22 protein-coding genes are annotated in these 24,724 nt (G+C 45.9%); 7 read left to right on the top strand and 15 right to left on the bottom strand.

What is annotated here, in order from left to right:
- Positions 1 to 83: 83 nt before the first annotated feature.
- The 3 genes from BWK47_RS08920 to BWK47_RS08915 all read right to left on the bottom strand — a co-directional run bounded on the left by BWK47_RS08920 (position 84) and on the right by BWK47_RS08915 (position 2,534).
- Positions 84 to 872: an ABC transporter permease gene (locus BWK47_RS08920; RefSeq protein ID WP_162328373.1), complete on the bottom strand. Its 789-nt coding sequence runs from the start codon at positions 870 to 872 to the stop codon at positions 84 to 86.
- Between the two features lie 63 nt (positions 873 to 935).
- Positions 936 to 1,112 (bottom strand): hypothetical protein, encoded by a 177-nt coding sequence (locus BWK47_RS16880; RefSeq protein ID WP_204250397.1) that lies wholly within the window; start codon positions 1,110 to 1,112, stop codon positions 936 to 938.
- A gap of 30 nt (positions 1,113 to 1,142) precedes the next feature.
- Positions 1,143 to 2,534, bottom strand: coding sequence for a DUF2330 domain-containing protein (locus BWK47_RS08915; RefSeq protein ID WP_162328372.1), 1,392 nt, complete (start codon positions 2,532 to 2,534; stop codon positions 1,143 to 1,145).
- A 212-nt stretch (positions 2,535 to 2,746) separates the two neighbouring features.
- On the opposite strand from BWK47_RS08915, the gene BWK47_RS08910 reads away from it, so the two are divergent.
- From BWK47_RS08910 to BWK47_RS08900, 3 genes are all read left to right on the top strand, one after another.
- The gene (locus tag BWK47_RS08910; protein ID WP_162329654.1) at positions 2,747 to 3,214 is read left to right on the top strand and encodes a hypothetical protein; all 468 of its coding nucleotides are present in this window, start codon (positions 2,747 to 2,749) and stop codon (positions 3,212 to 3,214) included.
- A gap of 146 nt (positions 3,215 to 3,360) precedes the next feature.
- The gene (locus tag BWK47_RS08905) at positions 3,361 to 4,899 is read left to right on the top strand and encodes a sodium:solute symporter (RefSeq protein ID WP_162328371.1); all 1,539 of its coding nucleotides are present in this window, start codon (positions 3,361 to 3,363) and stop codon (positions 4,897 to 4,899) included.
- 42 nt (positions 4,900 to 4,941) lie between these two features.
- The gene (locus BWK47_RS08900; RefSeq protein WP_162328370.1) at positions 4,942 to 5,583 is read left to right on the top strand and encodes a hypothetical protein; all 642 of its coding nucleotides are present in this window, start codon (positions 4,942 to 4,944) and stop codon (positions 5,581 to 5,583) included.
- 83 nt (positions 5,584 to 5,666) lie between these two features.
- Here the strand turns inward: BWK47_RS08900 and BWK47_RS08895 are convergent, their stop codons facing one another.
- The 6 genes from BWK47_RS08895 to BWK47_RS08870 all read right to left on the bottom strand — a co-directional run bounded on the left by BWK47_RS08895 (position 5,667) and on the right by BWK47_RS08870 (position 9,550).
- Positions 5,667 to 5,927: a DUF3493 domain-containing protein gene (locus BWK47_RS08895; RefSeq protein ID WP_020862315.1), complete on the bottom strand. Its 261-nt coding sequence runs from the start codon at positions 5,925 to 5,927 to the stop codon at positions 5,667 to 5,669.
- Positions 5,928 to 5,953: 26 nt separating this feature from the next.
- Positions 5,954 to 6,463 (bottom strand): glutathione peroxidase, encoded by a 510-nt coding sequence (locus tag BWK47_RS08890; protein ID WP_162328369.1) that lies wholly within the window; start codon positions 6,461 to 6,463, stop codon positions 5,954 to 5,956.
- Between the two features lie 201 nt (positions 6,464 to 6,664).
- Positions 6,665 to 7,018 (bottom strand): TMEM165/GDT1 family protein, encoded by a 354-nt coding sequence (locus tag BWK47_RS08885; RefSeq protein ID WP_162328368.1) that lies wholly within the window; start codon positions 7,016 to 7,018, stop codon positions 6,665 to 6,667.
- A gap of 118 nt (positions 7,019 to 7,136) precedes the next feature.
- Positions 7,137 to 7,973, bottom strand: a complete 837-nt coding sequence (locus BWK47_RS08880) for a lipopolysaccharide assembly protein LapA domain-containing protein (RefSeq protein ID WP_162328367.1) — start codon at positions 7,971 to 7,973, stop codon at positions 7,137 to 7,139.
- A gap of 76 nt (positions 7,974 to 8,049) precedes the next feature.
- On the bottom strand, positions 8,050 to 8,376 hold the full coding sequence (locus tag BWK47_RS08875; protein ID WP_162328366.1) for a DUF433 domain-containing protein: 327 nt from the start codon (positions 8,374 to 8,376) through the stop codon (positions 8,050 to 8,052).
- A gap of 16 nt (positions 8,377 to 8,392) precedes the next feature.
- A complete protein-coding gene (locus tag BWK47_RS08870) occupies positions 8,393 to 9,550 on the bottom strand; it encodes an iron-containing alcohol dehydrogenase family protein (RefSeq protein ID WP_162328365.1) in 1,158 nt (385 codons plus the stop codon).
- Positions 9,551 to 9,932: 382 nt separating this feature from the next.
- Here BWK47_RS08870 and chlP point away from each other — a divergent pair, with 382 nt between their 5' ends.
- From chlP to BWK47_RS08855, 3 genes are all read left to right on the top strand, one after another.
- Positions 9,933 to 11,156: a geranylgeranyl reductase gene (chlP, locus tag BWK47_RS08865; RefSeq protein WP_028948712.1), complete on the top strand. Its 1,224-nt coding sequence runs from the start codon at positions 9,933 to 9,935 to the stop codon at positions 11,154 to 11,156.
- Between the two features lie 107 nt (positions 11,157 to 11,263).
- A complete protein-coding gene (locus tag BWK47_RS08860) occupies positions 11,264 to 11,698 on the top strand; it encodes a hypothetical protein (RefSeq protein ID WP_162328364.1) in 435 nt (144 codons plus the stop codon).
- A gap of 10 nt (positions 11,699 to 11,708) precedes the next feature.
- The gene (locus BWK47_RS08855) at positions 11,709 to 14,402 is read left to right on the top strand and encodes a tyrosine-protein kinase family protein (RefSeq protein WP_162328363.1); all 2,694 of its coding nucleotides are present in this window, start codon (positions 11,709 to 11,711) and stop codon (positions 14,400 to 14,402) included.
- Positions 14,403 to 14,516: 114 nt separating this feature from the next.
- Here BWK47_RS08855 and BWK47_RS08850 read toward each other — a convergent pair whose 3' ends face one another.
- The 3 genes from BWK47_RS08850 to BWK47_RS08840 form a co-directional block, all read right to left on the bottom strand.
- Entirely contained in the window at positions 14,517 to 15,581 is a 1,065-nt protein-coding gene (locus BWK47_RS08850) for a glycosyltransferase (protein WP_162328362.1), read from the bottom strand.
- Positions 15,582 to 15,623: 42 nt separating this feature from the next.
- Positions 15,624 to 16,796, bottom strand: coding sequence for a sulfate adenylyltransferase (gene sat, locus BWK47_RS08845; protein ID WP_162328361.1), 1,173 nt, complete (start codon positions 16,794 to 16,796; stop codon positions 15,624 to 15,626).
- Positions 16,797 to 17,318: 522 nt separating this feature from the next.
- Positions 17,319 to 19,622: a ribonucleoside-diphosphate reductase subunit alpha gene (locus BWK47_RS08840; RefSeq protein ID WP_162328360.1), complete on the bottom strand. Its 2,304-nt coding sequence runs from the start codon at positions 19,620 to 19,622 to the stop codon at positions 17,319 to 17,321.
- Between the two features lie 290 nt (positions 19,623 to 19,912).
- On the opposite strand from BWK47_RS08840, the gene psb35 reads away from it, so the two are divergent.
- Entirely contained in the window at positions 19,913 to 20,209 is a 297-nt protein-coding gene (gene psb35, locus BWK47_RS08835; RefSeq protein WP_162328359.1) for a photosystem II assembly protein Psb35, read from the top strand.
- A gap of 24 nt (positions 20,210 to 20,233) precedes the next feature.
- Here the strand turns inward: psb35 and BWK47_RS08830 are convergent, their stop codons facing one another.
- The 3 genes from BWK47_RS08830 to BWK47_RS08820 form a co-directional block, all read right to left on the bottom strand.
- Entirely contained in the window at positions 20,234 to 21,856 is a 1,623-nt protein-coding gene (locus BWK47_RS08830) for a carbohydrate porin (RefSeq protein WP_237269573.1), read from the bottom strand.
- A gap of 133 nt (positions 21,857 to 21,989) precedes the next feature.
- Positions 21,990 to 22,934, bottom strand: a complete 945-nt coding sequence (locus BWK47_RS08825; protein ID WP_162328357.1) for a hypothetical protein — start codon at positions 22,932 to 22,934, stop codon at positions 21,990 to 21,992.
- Between the two features lie 254 nt (positions 22,935 to 23,188).
- Complete coding sequence (locus BWK47_RS08820; protein WP_162328356.1) at positions 23,189 to 23,788, bottom strand: nucleoside deaminase; 600 nt, start codon at positions 23,786 to 23,788, stop codon at positions 23,189 to 23,191.
- Positions 23,789 to 24,724 lie beyond the last annotated feature (936 nt).

The following is a 24,724-nucleotide window of genomic DNA, read 5'->3' as shown; positions in this document are numbered from 1 at the left end:
TAGAAAAAAATTCCCCAGCATTGGGGTCACTTTAGTAGGTCAATTGAGAATGGTAACCTCAAACCAGGCAAAGGGCCCTGGCTCTACGCTCCCATGCCAGAATATTGTTTCAAACCCTGTCGCCATAGCCAACGGTTAAGCAGGGCAAATACGCCAATCCAAACACCAATAATTAATAAACTCTTGAAGAAGGGCAAAGGTAAACCCACCAAAGCGGCGGCGGGGAAGTAAACACCGTAGGGGAACGGGGTGAGTAAAACAATTTGCCGTACTGCGTCGGGAAAGGTCTCTAGGGGAGCAATAACGCCCGACAGAAAAATATAAAACAAAAACCAGAGGTCTTGGAGGGCGCTGGCCCGTTCCGTCCAAAAGGCACAGAGGGCAAAGGTGTACTGAATCAAAAAGTACAAGGTAAAGGAACAGACAATGCCAATTAGCCCTTGGAGAAAATGCCAGGGATCGGGCAACCAAAAAGCTTCGGGATAGAGGGAGAAAAAAAGAACAGTCAAAATAGCCAGAATAGGCAGGCGGGTCATTTTTTCGGCCCAGTGGCGGGCAATGTGATGCCACACCGGATCTAGGGGTTGCAGTAAACGGAAAGATAAAACCCCTTCCAGCACTTCCTTTTCAAATTCCCAAATCACCCAGATGGTGGTCATCTGGCGCACCACAAAGACAGCAAAAAAATACCGGGCCACCTGGATCGCGTCAAGGGTAAAGTCGCCACTCTCCGCTGCTTTCACCCACACGCCCATCAAAATTAGAGGCAGGGAGCCGGACAAAATCCAAAAGAAAATTTCTGCCCGGTACTCCACCATTTGGGCAAAGTAAACGCTCAACAGCACCCGCAGTTTGTGGGGAAAATGACCCATAAAGTTTTAGTCAAATACAACTCACCCGCTATCCCCAGCCAAGGTTTGGGGGGAGTATTCACTTTAACCTGCTTCTTCTTCGACGGGAAAGGGTAACACCGGCAGGCGATCGCCTCGGAACACTTCTTCGGAAAGTTTACCCAGGGCCTCACTGCGTTGACCAAGGCAACGGGCTAAGCCCAGGGCGGAAAGAACGGGCAAGGTAGTGACGCTTAAAACTAATTTGGTTAAGGGATCCATGGCAATTGAGATGTATAAATTACTTCAACTTTAACGGGGCCAGAGTTTACGCCACCAGGGAATAGAATCCCGGGGGCCTTCCAGATAGTTAATTTTGTCCTCAATTTCCGTCAGGGGCCAACCGGTCAAGTTAGCGAGGGTTTTAGCTTCTTCCCGTTGGCGTTTTTGCACCGTTTGACGATAGGCGTTGGCAGCGGTGCAATTCATTTCCCCACGATAGGGACGCCGGAGGACATAACGCCCTTGGAACAATTCCTGGTTAGCGGTGTTTTGAAAACGTAAATCCTCCGGGAATTTGTCGGGGGTGTAGCGTAAATGTAAACGGGTGATGAACACATTGCTGTTGCCGGGGAAAGGCATACCCCGGAAGGATGGATTAGGGCTAGCACTGGGTTGGTCTAACCAAAATACTCCGGCTTCTTTCAATTCTTGGGGGGAAAGGGGGTCCGCTGAACAGGGATCGCAACTGCCCATGTCCCAGGAATATTCCAGAAAAGCAACATTTTTACCAGAGCGTTTGTAAGCAGTGTCGAACATAGCGCCATAGAACTGGCCAAATTCCCCCTGGACAAATTCAGGTAAATCCAAGTTAGAGGGAATTTTTTCAGTGCGATAGTTGGTAACTTCCACCGCTCCTTGGGGAGAGAGTAGATAAACGATTAATTCTTGGGGGCCATCTGCATTCACCATACCTAAACGGATGGGCAACATAAACCGCGGGGATTCGTAGGCCATCATCAGCGGCCGCAGGGCTTGAAATCCTTGGCGATCGAATTCTTTCAGGTTGACTTTAGCAACAAAAAACTTTAGCCCTTGTTTAATATATGCTCCCAATACATCGGTAGCTCCAGGGGGAATGCGGTAATTATTTTGGTTTAACCAAGTTTCTAGGCCATTGGATTCCTTAGCACTGAGGATGAGAATGTCGTATTCTCCTACCGAAAACTGATTTTCAATGGTGACTCCCAACGCTTCATTGCTTATTTTTTCTTGCAATCCTCTGGTCATGCTGGGGGCCGCTGGCATTGCATCCATAAATTGACGGCCGCCGTAGGTTTCACAGGGATTATCGTCAAAATATTCCACTAAACGGGGGGCACTAAAATTGTCTAAACGCTCAATAATTTTTCTCTCCCCTACGTTTACTTGGTCTTCCTGTAGCACCACCGGAACCGGCACAACAAGGGCAAAATCTTGGGCTTTCCCTTGGTAATCGTTGGCCATGGTTAGCACTGTCCGATCGCCGTCTTTGGCAATAATTACCTGGGACGCATGGTTATAAAGACTAGTGTCAGCCTGGGCTACATAAAAACCACAAAAAGCCAGGGCAGGCCGAACAAAAAAGAATAGGCTCAGCAAGCAAGTGACTAGGATGACCCCTGGACGAAGATAGGCAAAAGTTTTCCGAATGGCTTTATCCATGGTTATGGGTCTCGCTGGATTAAAAACTGCCGAGATGGTCACTGACGATCTGCAATATAGTCCGCATTATTGACGATTGCCATCGGTAAATTAATGAAAGTTTGTTAATTTTTGGATCATCATACTATCGGGGGAAGCTCAGTTTCGTGAATGATTGTTAAGTTAGAAGTAAGGATTTGATCATTAACCTTACTCCTCCCACCTACAAAATTATGTTACTTTTCCTACTTCCAGGCAGCGGCGATCGCCTGGCTAAATTTTCCACCGCCCTACTAAGCTTTGCCCTTATGGGACTAGGAAATTTAATCACACCAATGGCCGTTGCAGCCCAGAATTTTCCTCTGCGCCAAGGTGTTCATTTTTATGGTGAATCTGCTCAGCCGGGGGTAGTGGGCCAGGAATATTTCATCTTTCAGGTACGGGGCAATCAACTGAGGGGGGCTTTTTTCGCTTACCAGTCTGAGTTTGCTTGTACCCATGGCGCCGTCTCTGCCCAAGCGTTGGATTTGGTAGTGGAAGATCCCTATGGGGAGCAGCCCCCCAGCCGTTTTGCCCTGAACCTCGTTCCCCGATCGCCAGTGGCCCGCAGTGGTAACAATATTGACTTAACGTTGCAGGGCTTAAAGGAAATCAGCACCATTGGTACCCTGGAACAGGACATTTTGGCTGCCTGTTTATAGTTAAAACCAATCAAACTCTTTCCTCTGTCGGAAAAAACAGACTTTTTCACTTTCATTCCCTGTAGTTGGGATCAATCTGGCGATGCTGTACGTCCCAAAACCTGTAGGGTGGAATATTGCCACATTGCCAAGGAGTTTGATTTTTCATGGGCATGATTGACTGGGCCATTGTGCTGGTCTATTCGGCGATTGTCATTGCCATTGGGGCGATCGCCAGTCGCAAACAAGATAATACCGATGAATATTTCCGGGGTGCAAAGCAAATTCCCTGGTGGGCCCTAGGTTTTTCCATCATTGCCACCTCTTTTTCCGCCGCTTCTTTGCTGGGAGGCCCGGGGGAGGGTTACGGCCACGGCTTTTTATATTTGCAACTGCAATTGGGAGATTTAATTGGCTACGGCTTAGTCATTGCTGTCTTTTTGCCATTTTTTGTCCGGCTCAATCTCACCACTGCCTACGAATATTTGGAAAGGCGCTTCGATGCCAAAACCCGTTCCCTCGGTTCCCTTTGTTTTCTGCTGTTTGTCATTGCCCGCCTAGGGGGACTTTTATACGCCGCCGCCCTGGTGTTATCGGTGCTAACTGGCATTAGTACGAATACTGCCATTTTGATGGTGGGGGTGGTTTCGATTATTTACACCGTTGCCGGGGGAATCACCGCCGTAGTTTGGACGGACGTGTTGCAATTTGGCATGATTTTCGTCGGTTTGGGGGCGGGCATTTGGGCCGCAGTTACCGCTGTGCCAGGGGGTTTTGGGGAACTGTGGCGCATTGCTGGGGAAAACGGCAAGTTGGTGGTATTTAATTTTGATTGGGATCCCGCTTCCATTCGTTCTCTACCCACAGCGTTGATCGCCTACGGCATTTTAGCTTTTGCGGTGGCGGGGACTAATCAACAGTCAGTCCAGCGTTATGTTTCCTGTGCCGATGAGCAATCAGCCCGCAAAGCCATCTTTCTCGGTTGGTTTTCCGGCGTTTTAGGAGTAGGGGCCACCCTGTTACTAGGGGTTTTGCTATTCAGCTTTTACCAACTCCAGGGAGGGTTACCAGGAAATATCAAACCCGATGAAATCCTTTCCTATTTCATTGTCAACCAAGTCCCCCCTGGGGCATCGGGATTCCTCGTGGCGGCGATTTTTGCGGCGGCCATGTCTTCCATCGATTCTGCTTTGCATTCCTTGGCCACTTGCATGACGGTGGACTTTTACGACCGTTACATAAATATTCAAGCCAGCGAAATGCGCTCAGTCCGGGTGGCCCAGGGGTTAATTATTGTCTGGGGCGTAGTGGCAATTTTTTCCGCTATTTATGCCGCTTCCACCGGGCAGGATCTACTAGAATTCTTGGTGTCCTATACCACCATGTTTTTGGGACCGCTGTTGGGAATTTTTTTGATGGGGGTCTTGTTTCCCCGCATTAATCCTCTGGGTGCTTTTTACGGCACCGTGGCGGCGGTTTTACTGGTAATTATTGCTTCCAATGCCGGTTGGCTTACTTTCCCTGGCATTTGGCGATCGGCGGTCACTGCTCCCCTGGCTGTTCTGCTAGGTTTAGGGATTTCCCTCTTTGCCAGCGCCCCCACTCCTAAGCATTTACTCGGTTTGACCATTTGGCATCCGGTCACAGATGCTCCGGGCACCAATGTTGTGGCCAGGCCGGGAGCCGATGACCAAGATTTGGGCTAGTGAACTAACTGTTTGAGTTTTGTTGAATTTAAAGGCTTTTTTATGAAGTACTCACTATTTGTCGCCACGGCGATCGCCACTGTTGTGGGAGGATCAACCACAGGCCAAGTAATGGCCCAGTCCCCCAACCAAGATCTGCGGAGTTTTTTTGAAACGGGTCGTCCCCAATCCCAGGACACTCTGCGGTTCCAACGTCCCCCCAGCGGTGTACCGCCTATCCGCACCAATGCTAACAATTGGCAGTTAATTGTTTTTAGCCAGGGTAATGTTTCTTTTTGGATGCCCCCAGGAATTTTGGCCCAGGATAACGTTGTCATTGCTACCGCTGAAGGGGATTTAAATTTTCAAACCTTGACCAGCACCGACAACGACCATCGTTATGTGGCGGCCTATGCCACAGGGTTAACTGAGCAACAAATTGACGACCCTGCAGCACTGTTCACCGCTATGCAGGCCAGGGTAGCCCCGACGGAAACCTTTTCCCTCATGAATGAGCGCCCGGTAACTTTGGGGGATTATCAAGGCTCGGAATTTACTTTTGAAAGTGACACAGCAAGAGTGACTTTTCGTGCCTATTTAGTCGGGAATAAAATCTATGCCATGGGGATCATACAACCCTTGACCAGCACCAGAGATAATGCGGCCCGCACGTTTCTTAATGCGTTGCAGTTCATTGATAATTGATGCCCTGATGATTAAACCCCTGGTCACACCGGAATGAATTTTGACCAGGCGATCGCCAAAATTTCTAGGGGAGAGGACGCATTCTAATTGTCTCCATTGTTGCCCTGGTTTTTGCTCGATTCCCAGCGAAATAGCCAAGTCATCAGGGCCACTACCCCCAGTTGGAGGGCCAAATTGGGCAAAATCTCCGTCGGGTCGTAGCCGGCCAGCAGTCGGAGGCTAAAAATAAATACGCCAATCAGGCCGGAAGCCCCCAAACCCAGGTAGATAAATTTGCGGAAACCTCGATAGGGAGCCTCGGCCTCAGCCTTTAAGCGTTCAAATTGGTCTTTGTTAGTAGGCAAAATTTTGCGGGAATGGGGTCAGAAAATTACAACAATTTTTCGATGTCCGCCGCAATTTCATCTGGTTTGGCGATGGAACCGTAGCGTTTGACCACTTTACCTTGGCGATCGACCAAAAACTTAGTGAAATTCCATTTAATGTCCTCCGCACCACCCAAAAAAGGAATGGCCATACCAGGGCTAGCTGCGGTTAAAAACTTAAATAGGGGATGGGCGTTGGGACCATTGACTTCCACTTTTTCAAATAGGGGAAAAGTTACTCCATAACGGGTTTCGCAAAAGTTTTTAATTTCCCCTGAGCCACCGGGTTCCTGCTGGCCAAACTGATTACAGGGAAAACCAAGCACCGTAAAACCCCGATCGCCGAATTGATTGTATAGAGCCTGGAGTCCTTGGTATTGGGGAGTGAAGCCACATTGACTGGCGGTGTTGACAATTAACAGCACTTTACCTTCAAAGTCCCTCAGAGCTACGGGGGAACCATCCAAGGCATTGGCAGAAAAACCGTAGATTGTGTTGTTGGCTTGGGCAGTCATAGAATTTAGCGAAGTAAAAACAGAAAAAAAAGACTTGTCTAACTCAACAAATCAATCAACAATTTACGTAGTCTAACAAAAACTCGGAAGGGAGCAGATTGCCCCAAGGTTGCCATACTCCCCATGGCTAAAGCTGGGGGCTTTAAGGCGGTTTTCGGTAAGGAGAATGAAATCCAATGTCGGATATTTGTGGTGGTGAGCCTAGGCGCTGACCACGTCCCCCATCAGCAACCCAGCAATGAGGAGCAGTAACAGAGCCACACAGAAATCGAGGATTTGCGGATCAAGGCGGCGGGCAATCCAATACCCCAGGGAAACCCCCAACAGGCTCGTGGAGATGAGGGCGAGGGCCGAGCCGGCAAACACCACCCAGGGAGATTGGGACTCAGCGCTGATTAGCAGGGTACTGAGCTGGGTTTTATCACCCATTTCCGCCAAAAAAATGGTCAAAAAGGTAGAGAAGAATACCGGGCGAAAATAATTGGGAGAGGCGGGTAGATCTTGGCTCACGGCGGTTTGACTGGACGGAAGTAACAGCGGCAATGGTGGGGACACAGTGGCCCATAGACCCTGCTCTTTTTGATAGCCTAGCGGATTGGGGGACTTTCCAAGCCTAACTCCAATCTCCTAAGCAAAAGTATGGGCGAGATAATCGCCGGGATTGCCGAACAGCTTAAATCCAATCTTCTTCCTCATCAGCCCCGTTATTTTCTTCTGCCACGGGGGAATTGGGAGCCGAATTAATTACCCGGTAGGGAGCATCATATACACCACTTGGACGGGGAGGCTTGGTGTCTGAGGGCTCGTTTTTCTCAGCTTTAGGCCGGGCTGGGCGATATTGCTGAGAATAAATAGTACCCTCCCGTTTCGTGTTTTGGGGGGTTTGGGGAGCTTCAAATTGTCTCAGATCCGGTAAAGGCTCCCTGGGAGGTGGGGAAATTATTTCCTCTTGGGCAAGAGGGGGCAGATTATCTCCTTGATCATTTCGATCGCCTTGGTCATCATCAGAGGCTATCGATGGAGTGGGCCCTATTGTTTCCGGCGGAAATTTTTCCCTATTCCTGGGGGCAGGGCGGGGGGAATCTTGGACAGTGGGCCGGGGTCGAGCCGGGGGTTTGGGGTCAGACCAATCAGCCAAATCCGGTTCTGGCTCATCCCAATCCCATTCTTCTGCCATGGTGACTGGTTGCGGTGCCCGTTGGGGACTAGGGGGAGTGGTGGGGGGCGGCGGTGGCTCAAAGGATTCCGATGGCGATCGCCGGGGGGGATTGGGGCGAAAATTTTGGGGCCTGGCTTTGGGTTGACCTAGGGAACTCAGGACATTGATCAGCACACTGGTGAAAACTCCCAGGGTGAGGAATAGTACTACCCACAACCCCAGGGGCAAGGTGAAGCTAGCTAGGGCAGACTCAGCAGTGGTGCCGAAAAAATTTAGTTGTATGGGCTGTCGATTTTGCAGGAAAAAAATTAATCCTGTTCCTATCAAAAAAATGAGCAGTAAACCTTGCATAAGTTTTTAATCAATGGCGTAACTGATCACCAATCTCCAGGGGAACATGGACATCTAAATAAATATTAACCGTCACTTATAAAATACCTCTGCTTCTCAGACGGGAGTAAAAAGGTGATTTTGGTTGAGAATCTGCTTCCTGGATTGACTGCCACTGTTCTTGAATCTGTTGATCAACTTCTTCTTGATGATCGAAATAATAGCCCATAGCAGAATATGCTTCCGAAGGCTTTAGATAGGGATGTTGGCGGCACATTTCATCCAAAGACCAACCATGGGAAAGATAGTCCATCACAATATGGGCAACTTGAATGCGAGGCAATCTTTCCAGATGGGCTGGCTGGTCGTCTATTTTACGAATGTGGGGATAATTAGTGTGGGGATAATTAGTAACGGTTAACATTTTTGATCATTCACATTTAAAGACCGGAATTATCTTGAATTTGGGCAAATAATTGGCGAGTACTTTGTTCCTCCACTAGGGTGGAAACCATGGCCGCCATCAACGTTTCTGGGGTCACAGTAAAGGGTAAGCGGTGAATGTCCGAATTGGGTAAACAGGTAAATTCCGCCGTCTGTCGTAATTCCTCCAGGGAAACTCGTCCCAGACCCAGATCTTGCAGGGTTTTGGGTAAACCTATCTCATCGTAAAAGCTCAGTAATTGGCGGCGGGCAGTAGCGGCGAGTTGATTACCGCTAACCAATTCTTCTAGGCGTAACTGCACCAAAATGCCATAGGCGACTTTTTCCCCGTGGAGGGCATGGTGGGCCTGGGGCAATTGGGTCAAACCATTGTGGACTGCATGGGCCGCGACAGTGCGGCAGTTAGCACCACCCAAACCACCGATTACCCCCGCCATCAACAAACTGGCATCCACCACTTCCCGCCAGGTTTCGCTACCCGGTTTGGCTAGGGCTTCAGCGGATTTTTGGAAAAGAATATCCCGCAAAATTCGAGCTTGTTGTACAGCGGCCACGGTGAAAGTATCGCTGGATTGACCACTACTAACGGACGCTTCATACCATTTGGCGATCGCATCTCCAATGCCAGCAACTAGTAATCTTGGTTCCGCCCGTTGGATCAATTCATAATCCACAATCAATAAATCCGGGCATCGGTCTAGGGCCACGTCATAACGGAAAGCCCCCGTTTCGCTGTAAACATTGGCCAAAGCAGTCCAGCCCGCACAGGTAGCGGCCGAGGTGGGCACTGTGGCGATCGCCAATTGGGTTTGATGGGCCAACAACTTAGCCGTATCTAGGGCTTTGCCTCCCCCAATACCTAGGATAAAATCCGGCTGTTCCTGGTGAACCCGTCGCCGCAACTGTTCGAGGGAAGACTCGGCGCAGTCAGGTAAATAGCTGGCCAAGGGCAGGGTCAGACCATAATTTTTCTGCAATGTTTGTAAAGACTTTTCCCCCAACTCAGCAGAGTGGCTGCCCGTTACGGCTAGGCCCTTACTCCCCAATTTTTGCAAATGTTCCCCCGCTTTAGCCAAAGCACTACGAATCACCACCGTGGGGGCGATCGCCATGGAAACCAAAGGTTGGGTAACAGAGGAAATTGATGGGGCCATAGTCGCAGGTTCGTTTAGTCGCAATAGTTGCCAAAATCCAATTGAAAACCAGGTTGTTCCAGCCTAGCTCAGCGCTATAGATTCGGGAAAATCACTGATAGTAATTGGCTCAAAACTATTTTAGGAAAAAAAAGAAGCTTTTTGCCTTCTCCCCCTGCTGCTGGGGAAAACTGTCATTCTTACCTCGGTCAAATCAATGGTTAAAACTGGGTTAATACTATGGTGACCAGGCTTAGCATGAAGTTTTGTAACGGTTTTGTAAAGCTCTATTGCAACTTTGCCGTCCCAGCGGCGATCGCCTACCCCTAAGCAAAAAGACCATGATAGGATGCGATCCGTGCTCGCTCACTTTTTTTATTAAAAGAAATTTAGGAGAAAGGCTTTGGTATTACGGGTAGCAGTCGTTGGAGGAGGCCCCGCTGGTTCTTCCGCCGCCGAAATTTTAGTAAAAGCCGGAATTGAAACCTACCTGTTTGAGCGTAAGCTAGACAACGCCAAACCCTGTGGTGGAGCAATTCCCCTCTGTATGGTGGATGAGTTTGATCTGCCCCCGGAAATCATTGACCGCCGGGTACGGAAGATGAAAATGATCTCTCCTTCCAACATTGAGGTCAACATCGGCCAGACCCTCAAGGACGACGAATATATTGGTATGTGTCGTCGGGAAGTGCTGGATGGTTTTCTCCGGGAACGGGCGGAGAAACTGGGTACAAAAGTCATTAATGGCACCGTTTATAAATTAGACATTCCCAGCAAGGATAGCGATCCCTACACCCTCCACTACGCCGACCACAGCGTTGGTGGCACCACTGGGGAAATGAAAACCCTGAAAGTGGATGTGGTGATTGGAGCTGATGGCGCTAACTCTCGCATTGCCAAAGCCATTGACGCTGGGGATTACAACTATGCGATCGCCTTCCAAGAGCGGATTCGTCTGCCGGAAGACAAAATGGCCTACTACGATGAACTAGCAGAAATGTATGTGGGCGATGACGTTTCTCCGGATTTCTACGCCTGGGTATTCCCAAAATATGACCACGTGGCGGTGGGCACCGGCACCATGAAGGTGAACAAAGCCCGCATTAAGGATTTGCAAGCGGGTATTCGCACCCGGGCCGCCAAAAAGCTCGAGGGCGGAGAAATCATCAAAGTGGAAGCCCATCCCATTCCAGAACATCCCCGGCCCCGGCGGGTGGTTGGTCGAGTAGCCCTAGTGGGAGATGCCGCTGGTACCGTCACCAAATCCTCCGGGGAAGGTATTTACTTTGCCGCTAAATCCGCCCGTATGTGTGCGGAAACCATTGTGGCCACCAGCAATAATGGCCAACGGGTGCCCACCGAAGCCGATCTGAAACAGTACATCAAACAATGGGATAAACGCTACGGCGCTACCTATTTGGTGTTGGATATTCTGCAACGGGTCTTCTATCGCACCGATGCCACCAGGGAAGCCTTCGTGGAAATGTGTTCCGACATCGATGTGCAAAAGCTAACTTTCGACAGTTACCTGTACAAAACCGTGGTACCCGCCAATCCATTGGTGCAAATGAAAATTACCGCCAAAACCATTGGTAGTTTGCTCCGGGGTAACGCTTTGGCTCCTTAAATCATCGATTTGTTAATTTTCAGTAAGATGGAAGAGTGGGTTTCGGCTCACTCTTTTAATTTTTTTGTTCTAAATAATAAATTTTAATAAACTAGACATTGGTGTGAATGGAAGATTATCAAGGAGCGTTTTTGGAACGTCATCAAGATCAAATTATTTTAGATAAAAATAACCGCCAAATAGCTTCTATGCATCTTGGTGGAATTGTAATTGAATGCCTTCTAAAGCGGATGATTATGGCATCTTTACCCCAAAATGCATCCCAAGAGTGGAAAACAGACTCTAATAATCCAGGTCATACTATTAAAAACCCAAAGCACTGTCTTACTAACGCTGTGAGATGCCATAGTCGCTTATATACAGCAGTTCAAAAATTTCCCATCGTTCTTGATTGGCTTAATACTGTTGAAAGACCTTACTCACAACATTTTATTGATTTACGCTATGATGGAAACGAAATTAAACAAGAAGATTATAAAAAGTGGTTGCAAGCATACAATAGTCTTAAGACATGGCTACAGAAGCAATCAACCAAACTTTGATGGATAGGTAATGGCTAATAATTGGAAGATAAATCTAAAAGAAGCTCTTGAAGAGCAATATATTTCTCAATCCTTTCAAGAGTGGATTGAGATCAATTTTTCGAGTTCTAACCGTATAAATTTAACGATTGTTAGCGATCTATTCCGTGAGACATCTTTATCTGAACGTAAAGATAAACTTTTGCAATTTTTAGAATCATTTTCTCAAAACTTTAAGCTCTCTTTGCCAACAGGTTTTTTGTCTTTGTATACTCGGGAAGAAGCCCAATCTTTAGCATTATCCCCTCCATTACAATCTCATGAAGTTATTCGTACGTGGCATGATCTCGCAAATATTGCCGCTAATCCCCAAAACCAGAATAAAATAGAGCAACAAGAACCGAGCTTGCCGAGAACTATTGTCTTTTATTCCTTTAAAGGGGGAGTGGGACGAACTACAGCTTTAAATCATGTAGCCTGGCAGTTAGCAATGCGAGGGCGTAAGGTTGTTGCAGTCGATTTAGATTTAGAAGCTCCCGGGTTAAGCACTTCTTTTTCCTTAACCCCCGAACCGAACTATGGCATTGTTGATTATTTCTACGAACGTTCCTATTTACCCGAAGGTATTGATCCAGATATTGACATCACTGATATTTTTGGAGAGGTTCGCATTCCTAACGCAACAGGAAGATTATTTGTTGTACCGTCAGGTTCTTTAAGCTTAGATTATATTGAAAAAATTGATGATCTCCGTGCTTCAACTGTTTTAGGCAATGGAAAGACTCTTTGGTCAAGTTTTACTGATGATATTAAAAAACAATTAAACCCCGATCTAATTTTAGTCGATTCCCGTACAGGTATTAACAAATGGGGAGCCTTATCTCTGCTAGAGGCTGCGGATGAAGCGATTATTTTTCTCTTTCCCAATGAGCAAAATCGATTAGGTGTTGATATTTTGCTAAAGTCACTTAATTCTTTAGGTAAATTATCGCTCAATTTTGTTTTTTCTCCTGTTCCTGCCGTAGATGTAGGGATAGATAAAGTGAGAACTATTTGGAAAAATTTGAATGCTGCAATTAGTAAAGATGTTGAGCGAGAAGAAGAACTTTTTGACGATTACCAATCTGATTTATCAGAGCCACTTGTAATTCCTTATTTGCCAGTGATCGCACTTGCAGAAATATACCCTGTACTTGGCTTATCAGATTATTATACTAAAATTACTAATCTAATTGATGAAGAAACTAATGAGATTAGACAACAACTTTTTCATGCTGCTACAAGTGAAAAACGCTGGGAAATCATCGAAAACCTTACCTTTCCTGCTTTAAATGCGGCTAATCCCAGCCAAGAACTAGAAAACCTTTTTCAACGAACTGCCAATTTTGACAAATTTTTAGATGAAACAACTTGCTTGATTAGAGGGAGGAAAGGAACAGGAAAAACGGCTCTTTATCTACTTTTATTGAAACATGAAGAAACAGCAAAACGATTAGCTAATGGTCGTTTAGCAAAGACTATTTTAAATTCGGGACATGGTTCATTTATAGCAAGCCGTCCAACTCGTAGTGATTTTTTATATATTAGTAATGAATTAGTGGAAAATGGTGGAACGTGGGAAGTATTTTGGTGTGCTTATTTATTGCTTAACGTATATCGGCATAAAAGTGATAAAACTAAGCACTTGATGTTGTCTGGCTCAGGTACACGAGATAAGTATAAATCAATTCATTCTATTTTGCAAAAACTTCCTAGAGAAAATTGGCAGTCTGAACATAGTCATGCCCTCGTTCAATTGGCGACTGATTCTAATCTAAGACTATTAGTTCTTGATGCGCTCGTTTTTTTTAATACAAAAAATATTAATAAAGATTATACTCTTTGTTCTCTATATGATGATCTGGATGAGGATTTTCCTGAGGCTATCAGACAGCAAGCTTTAACGGGGCTATTCCAACTGATTCAGTTTTGTGATGCTCGTAGTTTAAAGACGATTCGGTTTAAAGTTTTTCTGCGTGAAGATATTTGGGAATGGCTAAATTTCGATAACAAAAGTCACTTTAATGGTAGAGACTTACTTTTGGAATGGACGCGAGTAGATTTTCTACGATTGGCACTTCGTCAGGCTACCCAATCTCCAAAATTTAAAGAGTTGGTAGATCGAACCTCACCTGTTATCAGTATTGATCAGGCATCGGAGGAAGACTTAAGTCGAGCCTTAGATTTATTATGGGGAAGTCGTCGTCGTAAAGGTCAAACGGCAAAATACGTATCCAGATGGGTATATGAACGTTTAACAGACTCTAGTGGCAGTAGTTTTCCTCGTAGTTTAAGTGCTTTATTAGAGGGCGCTAAAAATCATGAATTAACCTATAGAGGGAATCCCTCCATCCAAACTCCTACTGACCGTCTTCTCAGGGCAAGATCATTGGAAATTGGTCTAGAAGAGGCTTCTAAAGAACGTTGTGATGCAATTAAACAAGAATACCCACATTTAAGTGACTTTTTCAATTCTCTGGAAGGAGTTAATGCTTTGATAACTAAAGATGAATTAGATGGAGTTTGGCAAACAATAGACTCAATAGTAAATATTAATTCATTCAATGAATTTGTCGATCTGTTAACCAGAATTGGCATTATCCAATGGCGTGAAAAGGATGAAAAATATCGTTTTGCTGATATTTATATTTCTGGATTTAAGATGAAATATCAAGGAACGAAATAATTTTTCCTTCTGACAATTCTTAAAAAATGGACTGAAAAATATGCAGGGGTAACTTCTGGGCCGATACTTAGCACTGACCTTTTTGGTCACTAAACTTTGAATCGCCTGGGAAGTCTATTGGTAAAAATTCATCACATCTTTAAACCATTGCTCCAGACGATCACCATAGGCAGGGAGAGAATAACGGCGATCGGCCACTGAACGACAATAAGCCCGGTCGATGTCCTGTATTTTTCCTACAGCGGCCACCAAAGTCGGAACGTCGTCGGGGGGTACTAAAAATCCTGTTTGCTCGGTTTCGACGATTTCCCTTGGGCCACCCCGGTCATAGGAAATTACCGGCACCCCACAGGCTAAGGCTTCCACTGCAACCCTGCCAAAAGCCTCTACCCATTTATGGGTCATTATTAGGGCTTGGCACTGACCTAAAGCCTGTTGGAATTCAGCAGTGGGCAAAAAGCCCTTATATTCCACCTGGGCTTGGGGATAACTGCGTTTTAGGGACTGCCAATACTGTTCATCCTGGAGATAACCAAAAACTTGCAAAGGCAAATTGGTTACTTGAGCCACTGCAAAGGCATCTTCCAAACCCTTTTCCGGGGAAATGCGACCGGCCCAAGCCAAAATTTTACCTGATTTAGGAACAAATTGATACTGGTCCAAATCAATGCCACTGCTCAAAATGCGGAAAGAATCCGCCACAGCATAGGTTTCAGCCTGGGCTTGGGTGTGGGCCCCCAATGTGCCGGGACATAGCTGAGCCACCCGGTTGATCGCCTGGTCCATAACTGCATTCCAGGAGCTAATGCAAACATAGTGCAATACCGGCCGCTGTAAAAAAGGGGAAAGGTAAAAAGGTAACCATTCATAGCCAAAATCGACAATTAAGTCATAATCTTGTTCTACTTCCCTGATGTAGTCCCACATATGGGCCACCACCGCATCCTCTGGCATCAGTACTGGATCGTGGTAGGTCGGCTCTGGAATTAACGGCTGCAACGCCCCGGCAATTTCCTGGATGGGCAAACCGGCGATCGCCGAGCCAGTGGGGGCGACAATTTTGACCTCATGGCCGCGGCTGACCATGGTGCGGGTGATGTTTTTTAAGTTCAGGGCCACTCCCCCCAACCGTCCAGAATTGAGGGAACTGACAGGACTAGAAACAAATAGTAGGCGCATATTTAATGCCCAAGAATTGGAGAAATAATTCCCTTAATTCCTTTAGCTTTCCCCCTGCATGGCCCGAATTAATTCCTGGGCCACTTCAGGACGGGAGAATTCCGGCGGGGGCAATTGTCCATCCCGCAACAGGGCGCGTACTTTAGTGCCGGAAAGATGAATGCGGTCTTCTGGGCCACTGGGACTGGTTTTAGTGGTGGCCATCTGTAGAGTCTTTTTGCAGTAAAAAGCGTGTTCAAACTTCATCGGTACAATGCCCAAAGCTTCCGGAGCAAACTCGTCAAAAATTTCCTGGGCATCGTAGGTGCCGTAGTAGTCTCCCACCCCGGCGTGGTCCCGGCCAACAATGAAATGGGTACAACCATAGTTTTTGCGAATCAGGGCATGGAAAATGGCCTCCCGGGGCCCGGCGTAGCGCATGGCGGAAGGATTAATGCCAAGAATAACCCGCTCCTTGGGGAAGTAATTGTCGACCATAATTTCGTAACAACGCATCCGCACATCGGCGGGAATGTCATCACTCTTTGTTGCCCCCACCAGAGGATGGAGAAAGAGACCATCTACCACTTCTAAGGCACATTTTTGAATGTATTCATGGGCCCGGTGGATGGGGTTACGGGTTTGGAAGCCAACAATGGTTTTCCAGCCCCGCTCGGCAAATAACTGACGGGAAGCGGCGGGGTCAATTTGATATTTGGGAAACAGGGGGTGGGGTTCCCGCTCCAGTAACCAGATGGGACCAGCGAGGTTAACAGGGCCTTGGTCATAAACCACCTTGACTCCGGGGTGGGCTTGGTCGTCGGTGCGGTAAACGTTTTTAGCTTCGTGGGCTTTGTTGTAGTGATATTTCTGGGTCAGTTCCAAAACACCGATGAATTTACCAGCGCTGTTGTCCAAACGCACCCAACTACCTACTTCCAAGGGAGCGGCCACTTCCTCTGTCACTGATAAAGTCACGGGCACCGACCAGGGCAAACCGTTGCTGAGTTTCATTTCTTCCACCACTAGCTCGTAGTCGTCCTGCTCCATAAAGCCCTTGAGAGGACTAAAACCGCCAATGGCAATCATGACCAAATCCGATGTGGCCCGTTCATCCAGTTGCACCCTGGGCAATTTATCGGCGATCGCCAAAAATTCCTGGCGTTCTGCTTCCGGGGCGAGGCGATTGATCAGTTGGCCGCCGTGGGGGGCAATGGCTGCAGGGGAAGTGGTCATGGTTAATTGGTAAGGGATAGGGGAGGTGATCGGCAAAAATGTTGATTGTTTAAACCCCAGACTAGATTGCCATGGAGGGGCGACAAAACTCAACTAGCGGCACTATCTTGTCAGCCCACCGGGATAGAATCCGGGCAACTAATCAGGAAAACATTAATGATTGCTACCCAACTCTGTTCAAAATTATGGGGTTTACCATTAGCCCTGATGGATATTTTTTGATCTGGGTGAAATCTTCTGCACAAACCCTGGACTAACGGAGCGGAGGTTAATATCACAATCCTATCCAAAGATTCCTGGACAAGAGTGGGAGTTTCTAAGCCTATACTTTGCAGAGGCAAAACGGTTTCCGTCGCCCAATATTTAAAAGAATGTAGCTAAATCAACGCCATCAGAAAAAAATCCGTCAAAATTACCCTTTTCAAGGAAATTTGCCACTAATCCTAGCCTTGTTGGCATCAACGACCTTCAAGGGAAACTAAGCATCATTTCCTCAAGCTTGTGAACAAGTTTTTAGATTATCTAATTAGCACAGGCAACGCAGCCATCGGAGGAATCCTTAAAGTCATCCTTTTGTACAGTGCGAATATAGTAGATCGCCTTACAACCGGCCTCCCAGGCCATGACCAGGGTGTCAAAAATGTCCTTGGCATTGAGGCTTCTTTCCGGTTCTTCAGGGAAATAAATGCCTGCATTGAGGTTAAATAATAACTCCATGGAAATGCCCGTATCTGTCCATTGTTGGATGGCGGCCACGGCTTTGACTACTTTGCGCTGGTCCATGGTTTTATTCTCCGGGTAGAACCAGAAACAATTACCAATGAAGGGCGGTGCAATGGGGACAGTGCCCTTAGCCCATTTATCGTAAAAGAAGCGGCTATAGACCGGCAAAATGCTGGCAGTGCAACCTTGGACTAGGGATGATGATGTGTTGGGGGCGATCGCCGTAATGTGGGAGTTGCGAATGCCGTGGGTTTGAATATCGTTGGCAAGTTTTTCCCACCGTTCCGGTTTTGCCGCATTAGTTTGAAACCAACTGACAGGTTTGGAACCGATTAATAAACCTTTTTGCCAGTCACTACCGGGAAAAGCGGGGTACGCGCCCCGTTCCTTAGCTAATTCCATGGAGGATTGGGTACACCAATAGCCAATTTCCTCGAATAGGCGATTAATGTCTGCTAGCTCGTCGTAATTAAGGCGACGTTTAGCCAACCAGTCAGCAAGCCCCATGGCTCCCACCCCGATGGTGCGGTATTTATTGTTATGGCTTTTGGCGTCGGCAAAGGGAGGCGCAGTCAATTCAATGGTGTTATCCAGCATCCGCACAGCAATCTGACTGACCCCAGCAATGTCTTGCAAGTCTAGATTGGCAAGGTTGAGGCTAACTAGGTTACAGCAATGGGCATCCTGACCGGGGGTAACGTTGGAGAATGATTCACAGCAAAGATTAGTGCCAGGAATATAACCTAAATGTTTATTAGGATTGGCTTTGTTGATGGTGTCCTTAAAGGAAAGATAGGGCATCCCCGTTTCCACTTGGGTGCGCATTATCTGCTTAAACAATTCCCGGGCATTAATACGCTTGTAGAGGGTAATGGTGGTATCGAGGTTTGATTCAATTTCTCGATAGGCACCTTCAAATTGTTCCCCCCAGAGTTCGGCTAACTCAATGCCCATTTTTTCCCTAACTTCGTAGGGGTCCACTAACGTCCAATCTTCTTTCTTGATTACCCGCCGCATAAATTCATCGGGCAAGATTAACTGGGGAAAAATATCATAGGCTTTACGTCGTTGGTCACCATTTTCCGCCTGCATTTCCAGAAATTCTGGTACGTCCAAATGCCACACATCCAGCCCTACGGTTACGGCTCCGGCTCTGCGCCCCCCCTGATTAACGGCGATTGCCGTATCGTTGAGCAGTTTTGTCCAGGGAATCACCCCTCCGGAAGCGTTGGGCTTACCCATTACCCAACTGCCCGTGGCGCGAATGCGGGAAACGTTAACTCCAACCCCACCACCATTTTTAGAAATTCTGGCCGCATTGGTGATTTCCCCAAAAATACTTTCTAAATTGTCTTCCATGGCCACGATGAAACAGGAGGTCAGGGAACCACCGGGCACTCGTAAATTAGCCAGGATTGGGGTAGCCAAAGAAATACGTCGGGCTGCAATTGATTCATAAAATCTTCTGGCCCATTGCAAACGGCGATCGGGGGCTTCCACCGAAGCTAATAGCAACGCACAGGTTAATAACGCTTCCTGGGGTAATTCGTTGGGTAATAGATAGCGGCTAGTTAATAAAACTGCCCCGGCATAGTCATAGTCTGTGTCCCAGTCGGAATTAATCCAACAGCCCGCTTCCTGTAATTCCGCTTCGCTGTAGGTCAAGATGCGGGAATCATATTCCCCATTGGTGACCTTAGTTTGCACCGTGCGTAGATACTGTCCATACTGATATCCCCGACGCACTAGGGTATCTTTCCACAGACTCCAAACATGTAAACGGCCAGCCACGTAGCGCCAGTCTGGTTCGTTGGGACTGCACATTTCCAGAGCGCAGCTAATTAAATTATCTTGAATCTCTCTAGTGCTAATCCCCTCTCTCAACCTAGTCGTTAGCCCTGCTTCTAGGGCGATGGAGTTCACTTCCAACCCAAGGCAAGCCCAGTCCACCACTGCCCGAATTTTGCCAATATTTAGGGGAGTTGAGGAGCCGTCTCTACGGATCACTTGTATGCGATGTCCCTGATGTGAACCCTGGCTCATACTGTTTTTTGCATCATTAATGCTAGAGCTGGTGGGGGTGCTGATGAGGGTGGGATGCATAGAACAAGGAGCCCTTGGGAGGGTAGTAAAAACTGGCGAGTAAACCTCGTAAGGTAGCCGAACAAACCATAGGAGTCAAGAGTCTAAGGTCAGAGATTAGACATATTGAGCCATAGATATGGTGTGGCCGACACTAATCATACTCCACATCTGGCACTTTATCACAGACACTTTGATCAAGAATTTTTTCTTCAGACCCAGCCCTCTTGCCTGGCGTGATTCATTACTCCGATAACAATTTTTGTTAAGATTGGATTCGTTATCCCCCCAACTATTATTTCTTAAAAAATATGTTTGCTCTACCCATCCTGGCGGTTGCTGGCACGTTTCCCACCTACTTTGTGGCGGTCTATGTTGTGGGGTTGATGGCGGCGGTGTCCATTGGTTTGGTGGCCTGGTATAATTCCAAGCGGCCGGTGGGATGGGAGCGGTCCCGGAGGCCAAGTTTTATTCCGAAAATTAATACGGGCAATGACGGAGAACCACCCCGATTTACCCCTCTGGAAAACTTAGTAGAACCTCCATCGACCCTGGAGGCGGAAACTGGGAAGGCGGAATCTACCCCTGCCAATTCCCAGCCGGAATAGTTGGACATATTTTCTAGAAGTTTTCTAGAAGGGGAAAGTGAGTTGGACCGTACCGCTCACACTGGGGGCCCCAGCTCCACCACTACCGGGAGTGGGTAAAACCGTCAGCACTGGTTGAATAAATAAATTGCCCACCAAATGGTACTGGGCATAAAGCTGGATCATAGTTTCGTAACTGTTAAAGCCGTAGCCCGCTAGGGGATTAGCATTTAGCCTGGCCCAGGAAAAACCGAAACCGTAACTGTCCAACGGGCGATCGCCAAAGGGGGCAATCAAAGTTAAACCAAAGCCGAGGGAACTGTGCATTAAGGCTGTGCTGGAGCTGTTCCAACCACCTTGGACAAAGCCAACAATGCCATTTTGGTCTTCACTGTCCCGGAATTTGCCCAGTTTTTGCACCAAGTAAGCATACATACCCCCCGTTTGGGATTCAAATGCGCCCCCAGGGGCCGTTAGCGGACCACTCTGTCGCCATCCTCCCACCGCCACACTACCCCAACCGATTGCCGGATCATCAGTGTAGGGAGTCCAGGTTCCCCCCACTTCTGCGACGCTGAACAACGCACCGGAAAAATTGGGCCAAGTTAAACCTGTTTGTACTCCTTGGGCTCCTCTGCCGTCATAAATTCCCGCTTGGGCGTACCAACCATTGGGAGTAGCAGGATTGTCACCGGGACCGCCCCAGGATTTCCATGAACCATATAAGCCAAAAGCTGAATTGTAATAGCCGGGAATAAAGCCCAACATGGCCGGCCCGACAAATACGGGGGTATAAATTAAGCCCGTGGTGGAGGTAAATAATTGCGGATTGGTTTGGGTTACAAAGGGTCGTCCCACATAACCAAAATTCATGGAAGGAATTAACTTGCCCACCCGAAAAGAAAGACGATTATCAAAAAAAGTTTGATTGAGCCAGAGTTGGTACAATTCTGTACGATTCAAAGGGGCTCCGGCTTCAATGGAGTTATAGCCCTGGACGGAACCCGCCGCAAAGTTGACTGGTTGACCGTTATATTGCAAACCTTCCACTTCAAAAAAGGCATTTTTCCAACCTACTGCTTTTTCTAAATCTATCCCCAAACCTAAAATTAAAGCTCCATTAAAATCGGTGGAACCGGGCTGATTACCGCCGGAAATTTGTTGACTAATATTGCCCATAAAAATGCCCCCTAAACGAAGGGGACTGTTTTCGTCTAACCCTAACCATTGACCTAGTTGTCCTGTACCCACTAACATGTTAGAGGCGGCGGGGTTGCCACTGATGGCGACTACGGATTGATGGGGTTCATGATGGTGATCATGGTCTGGGTCAAAATTATTTGTCTGTAATCTCTGGGCATAATGCACAGCCTCTTCTTGCCAGTCCCCTAATTCTCCTGGAGTTAAAGCTTTTAAAGGACTGATTCTAACATCTTTAGCAAAATGAAACTGGGATTGTTTATTAAGAAATATGTCTATATTTTCTTTGTTTTTACTATTATTTTGATCATCAAATTCTATTTCTGTAACTAAATTTATCTTGCCAACTTCCTCCTCCGGCATAGACTCTGCCAGAATTTTCGACTGGGGAAAGATGGCGATCGCCAAAGTGAGGCTAAGCTTAAGCCAAGAATGGTTAGAATTTGCAGAAAGAAATTTAGAAAACATTATTGATCCTAAGTCCTGCACACCAAAAAGCAAATAATAAAAAGTCATGATGAAGAAGGGATTAGTCGAGAAAATAGTGCGAAAAACAATAAAGTTTTTTGATATATTGAGGCATTTCAGACAACTTCAATTATCAAAACACAAACAACATTATTTTACAAATAAATAGCAGATATAAAGCCACTATTACACTTCCCCAAAAGTCAATTTTTTCTTTATGATTTTTTTGCGGATAGAGCCAAAAATGCATCATTTTTTGAATAATTGGAATCACCAAATATTGAAGCAAAATACAGGAACAAAGAGCATTGATTAAAAGAACGACAGGTAATGGAAAAATATTCAGAAAGCCAAGAAATTTAGTTTGGATAAGCACCAGAGGATACAAGCCCATTTCCACTATAAGAGGCATTTTCCATTGCGCTAGTGTTGTTGGTTTTCCCGCAACATCAAACCAACTAGAAAACCCACTGGGAAACTGACTCACCACGGATTCTTCATAGAAAGAAGAGCCCTCTTCAATTAATGTTTCTCTTTCTGGAGAATTGAGCCAGTGGTTAAGATTATCCAAGTTATCAAACTGAAAATTAACAATCCAGGTTTTATTGTTGGCTTTTTGTTCTATGATAGATGGCTGAATATCTGATTCAATAAAGCCAGGAAAACTTCTCATTGCCTTATTGATTTTGTTGTTCCACTCAAGCCAATTTGCTTCATTTTCCGGCTTCAGAGTAGTTGTAATCAACATAGAAGCTTTTTGCGTGAAATTTGACAAAAACTGTCTTTTAGACGATTGCACATAAGACTTGTGAGATAAAAGACTCTTAAATTCTTCCGAGTTTAGATAATGGTTAAGATTTTTTTCTTGGTCAAATTGAATAATTGTCAACCACTCAATTCTAGTTTCTGGAATAGGAGCTAGAAAATCAGCATTAATAAAACCGATTTGTTGCTGGGCAGATAAAATTAATTGCCTTTGATCAGCCAAGTATTTGGACTCATCCTCGGGAGCAACTAATTCAGAAAAAAGCACCGTATTGACACAGTCTTTATTCTCTGGACTAGAAGATGTAGACATAACTACCTAAAAATTTGATGATTTAATGCCCTAATTGCCCCAATGACATTTAGCGATGGTGAAAGTTTTGAATTTTTATAGTTCACCAGATTTATCTTGGAATGTGTTTGAAAAGTCACAAATTAAAGGACTTATCCCCTAAATCTCTGGCTTAAAAAGATGTTTTTAATCATTTCTTCCTTGATATGGGAAACCAGGGGGGATTCTAATTCCAAAACATAACTTTCCAAAAAGGTTCTCAGAGAAAAACGAGATTAATCTAAAGGAATGTCTGCATCTCCTTTACTGGATTGATACACATCAGACATTTCAGCATAAACAGCCTTGAGATTTTCAATGCGGTTCAGAAAAGATTGCTTTAGTTCTCCTTCATAGCCATCAACTAGCTTGACCAAATCATGACTTTTCCAATAGTAATTATCATGGGCATAGTCCCCATTCTCCACCTTAAATAACTCTTTTAAAATACGCAGGTCATGGGGAATATTAAACGAATCACGAGAATCCTCAAAACTGAAGAGATAGTAAAAATTATCGTATCCGCCCCAGGTAATAGCGGATAAACAGAGTGAGCAGGGTTCGTGGGTGGCAAGAAAAATGTAGTCCCGGGGATTAGGACGCTGTTCCCGGGGAAGTTCATAGAGTTTTTTCATGGTGTGGACTTCACCATGCCAGAGAGGATTTTCTGTCTCTGTATTCGTGCTAGATACTAACGTTGAGAGGTCTTCCTTTTTAAGAATTGCCGCACCAAATAGTTTGTTACCTGCCCGCACCCCCTCCCGGGTTTTTGGAACAATGTCTTGTTCGATCACTGAAAGTAAGCGGTCGATAATTTTAGACTCTGGAAATGACATGATTCTTTAACTCTACCTGCTAACGATGAAATTAATGTACATTCCCAAAAAAAAGATGTCTCAAGATTCAATCAAATCTTAATAAAAATTAATAAAACCATATAGCAAAAATCGCATAGATTAGGACATAATATAGGAGAAAGATAAAGATAAGGAAAAAGCGATGTTAGCCCCCTACAGTATTGACCTGAGAGAAAAAGCAGTAAGTGCAGTGGAAAGAGGTGAAAAAAAAGCCAGGTGTGTAGGACGCTAAACATTAGTCGCAACACATTAGACCTATGAATTAAGAAAAAGAGGTATATGGGAAGTGTATGCCCAGTAACAGACTACCATCGTGTTCCATAGCCGAAAATAAATGATTTAGATAAATTCAAAGAATTTGCGGAGGGGAATGGTCATTTAACTCAAAGGGAAATGGCCGGAGCCGCTCAGTAAAACAAGAATAGGTCAAGCTTTAAAGAAAATAGATTTTACCAGAAAAAAACTTATATTTACAGAGAAATAGATGAAGAAGCAAGAAAGGAATGTGAAAATGAGCTCAAGCAATATGCGCCAGAAAGATTGACTTATATGGATCAAGCTGGTCTAGATGATACCCTGGACTACCCCTATGGTTACTGTCATAAATCAGAGGGATTTAAGGGGACTAAATTAGGATATAGAACCAAGAGAGTCAGCATAATAAGTTGTTGGTAGAATGGAAAGACAATAGCTCCAATGATATTTGAAGGATACTGCAACGCCCAAGTAGTGTGCAGGTGGATAGAAGAAATGTTGTTACCAGAGTTAATACCAGGTCAGATACTATCCCTCTTTCATCAATCTAGGCAGAAGAAGAATAGAATGTATTCCATGAATTTAGCAAATACTTTAATCGATCTAGCTTATCAACCTTGTTGTAAAGTTTAGTTAACTCATCCAAAACATGAACAAATG

Source organism: Synechocystis sp. CACIAM 05, from assembly GCF_010222815.1.
In the GTDB taxonomy this organism is placed as follows: Bacteria; Cyanobacteriota; Cyanobacteriia; order Cyanobacteriales; family Microcystaceae; genus Synechocystis.
The sequence above is the reverse complement of the archived record's forward strand: the minus strand, read 5'-3'. Positions and strand labels throughout refer to the sequence as shown.

Bases quoted from the DNA above. Each gene is read 5' to 3' on its own strand.
- BWK47_RS08920 (WP_162328373.1), bottom strand. From the start codon at position 872: ATGGGTCATTTTCCCCACAAACTGCGGGTGCTGTTGAGCGTTTACTTT.
- BWK47_RS16880 (WP_204250397.1), bottom strand. From the start codon at position 1,112: ATGGATCCCTTAACCAAATTAGTTTTAAGCGTCACTACCTTGCCCGTT.
- BWK47_RS08915 (WP_162328372.1), bottom strand. From the start codon at position 2,534: ATGGATAAAGCCATTCGGAAAACTTTTGCCTATCTTCGTCCAGGGGTC.
- BWK47_RS08910 (WP_162329654.1), top strand. From the start codon at position 2,747: ATGTTACTTTTCCTACTTCCAGGCAGCGGCGATCGCCTGGCTAAATTT.
- BWK47_RS08905 (WP_162328371.1), top strand. From the start codon at position 3,361: ATGGGCATGATTGACTGGGCCATTGTGCTGGTCTATTCGGCGATTGTC.
- BWK47_RS08900 (WP_162328370.1), top strand. From the start codon at position 4,942: ATGAAGTACTCACTATTTGTCGCCACGGCGATCGCCACTGTTGTGGGA.
- BWK47_RS08890 (WP_162328369.1), bottom strand. From the start codon at position 6,463: ATGACTGCCCAAGCCAACAACACAATCTACGGTTTTTCTGCCAATGCC.
- BWK47_RS08880 (WP_162328367.1), bottom strand. From the start codon at position 7,973: ATGCAAGGTTTACTGCTCATTTTTTTGATAGGAACAGGATTAATTTTT.
- BWK47_RS08875 (WP_162328366.1), bottom strand. From the start codon at position 8,376: ATGTTAACCGTTACTAATTATCCCCACACTAATTATCCCCACATTCGT.
- BWK47_RS08870 (WP_162328365.1), bottom strand. From the start codon at position 9,550: ATGGCCCCATCAATTTCCTCTGTTACCCAACCTTTGGTTTCCATGGCG.
- BWK47_RS08860 (WP_162328364.1), top strand. From the start codon at position 11,264: ATGGAAGATTATCAAGGAGCGTTTTTGGAACGTCATCAAGATCAAATT.
- BWK47_RS08855 (WP_162328363.1), top strand. From the start codon at position 11,709: ATGGCTAATAATTGGAAGATAAATCTAAAAGAAGCTCTTGAAGAGCAA.
- BWK47_RS08850 (WP_162328362.1), bottom strand. From the start codon at position 15,581: ATGCGCCTACTATTTGTTTCTAGTCCTGTCAGTTCCCTCAATTCTGGA.
- sat (WP_162328361.1), bottom strand. From the start codon at position 16,796: ATGACCACTTCCCCTGCAGCCATTGCCCCCCACGGCGGCCAACTGATC.
- BWK47_RS08840 (WP_162328360.1), bottom strand. From the start codon at position 19,622: ATGCATCCCACCCTCATCAGCACCCCCACCAGCTCTAGCATTAATGAT.
- psb35 (WP_162328359.1), top strand. From the start codon at position 19,913: ATGTTTGCTCTACCCATCCTGGCGGTTGCTGGCACGTTTCCCACCTAC.
- BWK47_RS08830 (WP_237269573.1), bottom strand. From the start codon at position 21,856: ATGTTTTCTAAATTTCTTTCTGCAAATTCTAACCATTCTTGGCTTAAG.
- BWK47_RS08825 (WP_162328357.1), bottom strand. From the start codon at position 22,934: ATGTCTACATCTTCTAGTCCAGAGAATAAAGACTGTGTCAATACGGTG.
- BWK47_RS08820 (WP_162328356.1), bottom strand. From the start codon at position 23,788: ATGTCATTTCCAGAGTCTAAAATTATCGACCGCTTACTTTCAGTGATC.